The following is a 5,129-nucleotide window of genomic DNA, read 5'->3' as shown; positions in this document are numbered from 1 at the left end:
ACTAAAAGAGGATGAAGCTAACCTTGATCTTCTTGAGCAAAACTTAAGGAAATCACATTATAAAAGACTTAGAAATGGTGAGAATCTAACTACAGTTGCAAGCTCTGTATTTGTCGATATAGCTTCAACTATTGAAAGAATTGGAGATCATGCTTTTAATATTGCCCGTTTAACAGTAGATCCTGTAAAGGTTCATAGTGAGTATGAAAAACAAATAGTAAAATTGCATGAAGAATAAGATTAAAGCTTTCGTATATTTGCGAAAGCTTTTAATTTTATAAATCAAATTTATTATTTTACAATCTATTGCATTTAATTATAATATATTGGGTATAAAAATAAAAGATAAATATACGAGAAAGTAGTATTGATAGAGAAATAATAAGGGGAATTTTAAATAATAATTTTATCTATCTATGGTAAAAATATTAAAATAGCAGTTTTATTAGCTTTATTTAGGGTGTTTTTTAGTATATAAAAAGGAGTTTTCATGTTAGAAGTTAAGAATTTTACCAAAAAATATAAAAATGGAAAGCTTGCTGTAGATAATATTTCATTTACTGTAAAAAATGGGGAAATTTTTGGATTTTTAGGACCAAATGGTGCAGGAAAGTCAACTACAATAAAAGCCATAGTAGGGCTTATAAAAAAGAGTAGTGGTGATATTACTATAGATAATATTATGATTGAAGATAATCCTTTATTATATAAGTCTAAATTCTCATATCTTGCTGACAATCCTTTGCTATTTGAAAAATATAATGGAATTTCATACATAAACTTTGTTGCAGATATATATGGCGTAAGTAAAGAAGATAGGGACAGAAGACTCAACAAATATCTTGATTATTTTAATATAAGAGAGTCTATGGTAGATGATATTTCATCTTACTCCCATGGAATGAAGCAAAGACTTGCCATAATAGCAAGTCTAATCCATAATCCAGATCTTTTAATATTGGATGAACCAATGGTAGGACTTGATCCTAAATCATCATTTAATCTTAAAAAGATTATGAGGGATAGGGCAGATAGGGGCAAGATGGTTTTCTTTTCAACCCATATGATGGAGGTTGCTGAAAATATTTGTGACAGGATTGCAATAATATCAGAAGGAAAAATTGTGGCAATGGGAAGCCTAGATGACATTAAAGAGAATCTTTCTGAAGATAAGTCCCTTGAAGAGATGTTTTTGGAGCTTACAGATGTTAAATAAAAGATTTAGACAATTATTTATTAAAAATTTCAGAGAAGAAAATCTCAAATACCTACCAAATACCAAGGTCTACGGATATCCTAATGACTATGTGTTAAGAATACTCTTGATATTAGTAATTTACGGTTTTTATCTAGGGGTAGGGTTTTCTATCTTTATGTTTTTAGCCTTCGTTTACCTTAAAAATGGAGATGAGTTTTCATATTTTATGTCATCATCTCTTGTAATAAGTTTCTTTGCCCTTATTTTAAGTATAAATGACCTGATTACTGACTATAGTAGGAGTAAGGAGATTACTATACTAAGAACTATGCCTATTAAGGAGAGTGAGATTTACCTATCTAAATTTTTGGCTAAAATTTTATCAAGTTTTGAAGTTTTCTTATTTTATATATTAATGGGTATAGTTTATTTCTATATAGACGGATTTAAAGCCATAAGACTTATAGGATATGTAATAAATTTTCTTCCTATGATTGTTATACCAATTCTACTTATGTCCCTTATTATCATGATTATAATGAGATTTTCAAATATAAGGTCTTATTCTAATATATTCAAATTCATAGGCTATGGTATAAGTTTATTACTTATAGGTTTTGTCTATTTTTACGCTTTCAGGTCAAATAGTGGAGATGCATTTTCAAAAATAGGAAAAATTTTTATATCATCTGATAGCATTCTTTCATATTTATTTATCCATACAAGGATATATGCAAAAAGTTTAAACGCTTCTTTTATAAGCTTTATAGGCTATAGCCTAGTTTTATACCTTTATTTTGCTATTTTGATTTTTATAAGTGAAAAGATTTCCTCAAAAATATACTTAGATTCATTTTCTGAATTGAGACAGAAGAAAAGACATAAAAAGCAAGGCTTGGTTAAAAGTTCACAAAATTCGAAAATTATAGCAATATGTAGAAAAGATTTCAAATCTCTAATAAGCACTCCAGTATATGTTTATCCTGTTTTATCTTCTATGATAATTTTTACTATATTTTGGGGATTTGGAGCAAGTGGATTTCTAGATATGATAAAAACACTTGATTTTTCGAATAAGGATTTATATTTAATCTTTATTATTGGCGGATTTGTCTTTAGATATTTTATATCGGCTAATGATGTAGCTATAAATTCGTCTTTATCAAGGGAAGGAGAGGGGCTTTATCAAACATTAACTTATCCGATTGCCCCAAGGGATAATGTTCTAGGAAGGCTTATTTCTATAAATTTATTAAATACCATTTTAAACATAGGTTTATGTATTATTTTATCTTTGCTTACTAAAGTAGATTTTTTGGCAAGTTTATCCTTATTTATAGGATTTACTTTAGCAAGTCTTCTTTCATCAATGCAGGGAATTTTGATGGACTCTAAGTCTGTTAATATCCACTGGGAAAGAGAGAAAGATTTGACTAGGGGTTCATCAGCAAATATAGGATATTATCTTGCAAGTGGTATTATACTTTTAATAGTAGGTGTATTTAGTTTTTTAATATATAATTTAACTAATATCTATGTTGCATTTTTATTTATATTTATTCTTATAATTTTAGTTATTAAGTTTCTTTATATGGCTTGTATAAGGTCATATAGAAATGGATTTTATGATGTATAAATAGATGAAAAAAGACTGCCAAATCATGATATGGGCAGTCTTTTTGAAATTCAAATCTATTTAGTTTTAGTACCAACCATTGTTATTCCAGAATGCTAGAGCATTATCCCAAGAACCGTATCTTTGAGCTACATATTGGTCTGCTACTCTTTCTTGGTTAGCTGCTGAATAGTCTCCATTTAAGTATGAAGATGAAAGTTGGTATCTTCCTATATATTGTCCGTTTCTAGCATTGTATGATCCACCTGATTCTCTCTGAGCTATGATTTCTTTAGCTGATGAGCTTGATCCTTGGTAGTTTTGAGCAGGAGCTTCATAGTGAGTTTGTGCTGGGGCTTCATAGTGAGTTTGGTTTGAAGATTGATAATTTTGAGCTGGTGCTTGATAAGAAGTTTCTTGTGTATAATTATTATTAGCTACAACCACTTGTGGCTTATTGGCATTTGCAAAACTTTCTGGAAGATCTAAAAGTGATTCATGTATGTATCCTTCTTTTCCTTCAAACACTACTTTAACAAATCCATTGTTTGCATATGAGATAACTTCTACTACGTCATCTTTTTTTAGTACTTGATATACTTCTGATTCTAAGTGATCATCTTTTCTGAAGTTAGCTGGGTTTATTACCTTTGCTTCTTCAACTACGTTAAACCAGTAGCTTCCTACATAAGCTTCTTTATCATCATATTTGATTTTTAACCAACCATTTTGATTATCAATAACTTCATAAGCTTTATCATTATCTATAAGTCCTATAATGTTATTAGCTTCCTTAGCTTCACTTCTTACATTTACTGCAGCTGCCTTATCGGAATTTTTAACAGCCTTTGAAGCTTCTGCCTTATTTGTTGCTGTGAAGATTGTCGGTAGAACTAAAGCAGCTACTAGTCCATATTTTTTTATTTTTGTCATAATGATTACTCTCCTTAATATTGTTTTTAATTTATTTGTAACTATTTTCTAGTTATTTTTGATTAAATTTATTTTTTTGTAACATTAGTTACAAAATAATTACAACTTATCATTTACAAGGCATATAATATATCAAGATTGTGTAGAAAATATGTGGAAATATATAAAATTTAGAAAAATTATCATTTTTTTATCTTATTTGTTATAATATTAGATAATTAAGTTAGAAGGAAGGTCTAAATGAACTTTATAAAAGCAGAAGAATTTACTGATTCTACTCTTGTTGAGTTGATTTCAGATGATAAATATAATGAAGAACTTGCCAAAAGAGCTGATAAGGTTAGAAAAGCAATTTATGGAAGTGATGTTTATGTAAGAGGTCTTATTGAATTTTCTAATTATTGTAAAAATGATTGCTACTATTGTGGAATAAGACGTTCAAATAAAAATATAGAAAGATATAGGCTTGATTTTGATGAGCTTATAATGTGTGCTAAAATAGGTTACAAATTAGGTTATAGAACTTTTGTCCTCCAAGGCGGGGAGGATATGGCTTATAAGGATGATGATATATGTAGGATAGTTGAAGAGATTAAAAAAATACATCCAGATTGTGCTATAACCCTTTCTCTTGGAGAAAGAAGTAAAAATTCTTATAGAGCCTTTTATAATGCAGGAGCTGATAGGTATCTATTAAGGGAAGAAACTTCAAATAGACAGCATTATTATAAAATCCATCCTAGTGAGATGTCCTTTGAAAATAGGAGACAGTGTTTATTTGACTTAAAGGAAATAGGATTTCAAGTTGGTGGAGGATTTATGGTAGGTTCACCTTACCAAGAAGATGAAGATCTTGTTAAAGATTTAAGATTTTTACAAGAACTTGAGCCAGATATGGTGGGCATAGGTCCTTATATTTCTCAACATGATACCCCATTTAAGGATATGGAAAATGGGTCATATAAAAAGACATTAAGGCTTGTTTCAATACTTAGGCTTATGTTTCCATATTGCTTAATACCAGCTACTACTGCTCTAGGGACTATTAATCCTTTTGGTAGGGAAGAAGGACTTAAGGCAGGTGCAAATGTCCTTATGCCAAATCTTTCACCTACTTCATATAGAGAACTTTATTCTCTATATGATAATAAGATTTGTACTGGGGATGAGGCTGCTGAATGTAGGTCATGTCTAGAGTTAAGAGTTAAAAAAGCAGGCTATAATATAGTTACAGCTAGAGGAGATGTTTCAAAAACTAAAAGATTTTATGTAGAAAAAAGAGGCTTATGCAAATTAAATTAATCTTTACTAAATCATTACAAGTTTCTCTAAGATAATTTGACCTTGATGAGCTGGAAAGCTTGTTCACAAAATTGTCTTTGG

5 protein-coding genes are annotated in these 5,129 nt (G+C 29.4%); 4 read left to right on the top strand and 1 reads right to left on the bottom strand.

All coding sequences use genetic code 11. From position 1 onward, the window contains the following. The 3 genes from SOR60_RS02075 to SOR60_RS02065 all read left to right on the top strand — a co-directional run. On the top strand, nucleotides 1-238 hold a 238-nt coding region (locus SOR60_RS02075), incomplete at its 5' end, for a PhoU domain-containing protein (RefSeq protein WP_320595095.1). A gap of 252 nt (nucleotides 239-490) precedes the next feature. Next, complete coding sequence (locus SOR60_RS02070; RefSeq protein WP_154541297.1) at nucleotides 491-1,216, top strand: ABC transporter ATP-binding protein; 726 nt, start codon at nucleotides 491-493, stop codon at nucleotides 1,214-1,216. Continuing rightward, entirely contained in the window at nucleotides 1,206-2,834 is a 1,629-nt protein-coding gene (locus SOR60_RS02065; RefSeq protein ID WP_320595094.1) for an ABC transporter permease, read from the top strand. Before SOR60_RS02070 ends, SOR60_RS02065 begins: the two co-directional genes overlap by 11 nt. Before the next feature lie 66 nt (nucleotides 2,835-2,900). On the opposite strand, the gene apf is transcribed toward SOR60_RS02065, so the two are convergent. Next, complete coding sequence (gene apf, locus SOR60_RS02060; RefSeq protein ID WP_320595093.1) at nucleotides 2,901-3,746, bottom strand: aggregation-promoting factor; 846 nt, start codon at nucleotides 3,744-3,746, stop codon at nucleotides 2,901-2,903. 240 nt (nucleotides 3,747-3,986) lie between these two features. On the opposite strand from apf, the gene hydE reads away from it, so the two are divergent. Continuing rightward, a complete protein-coding gene (gene hydE, locus SOR60_RS02055) occupies nucleotides 3,987-5,048 on the top strand; it encodes a [FeFe] hydrogenase H-cluster radical SAM maturase HydE (RefSeq protein WP_320595092.1) in 1,062 nt (353 codons plus the stop codon). The last annotated feature ends 81 nt before the right edge of the window (nucleotides 5,049-5,129 follow it).

The sequence above is a fragment of the Anaerococcus porci genome, from assembly GCF_034090325.1.
Taxonomy (GTDB): Bacteria; Bacillota; Clostridia; order Tissierellales; family Peptoniphilaceae; genus Anaerococcus; species Anaerococcus porci.
Note: the sequence above shows the minus strand (reverse complement) of the source record. Positions and strands in the feature narration are given on the sequence as shown.

What these genes read in the sequence shown, in the direction of transcription:
- SOR60_RS02070 (WP_154541297.1), top strand. Translation starts at nt 491, where the DNA reads ATGTTAGAAGTTAAGAATTTTACCAAAAAATATAAAAATGGAAAGCTT.
- SOR60_RS02065 (WP_320595094.1), top strand. Translation starts at nt 1,206, where the DNA reads ATGTTAAATAAAAGATTTAGACAATTATTTATTAAAAATTTCAGAGAA.
- apf (WP_320595093.1), bottom strand. Translation starts at nt 3,746, where the DNA reads ATGACAAAAATAAAAAAATATGGACTAGTAGCTGCTTTAGTTCTACCG.
- hydE (WP_320595092.1), top strand. Translation starts at nt 3,987, where the DNA reads ATGAACTTTATAAAAGCAGAAGAATTTACTGATTCTACTCTTGTTGAG.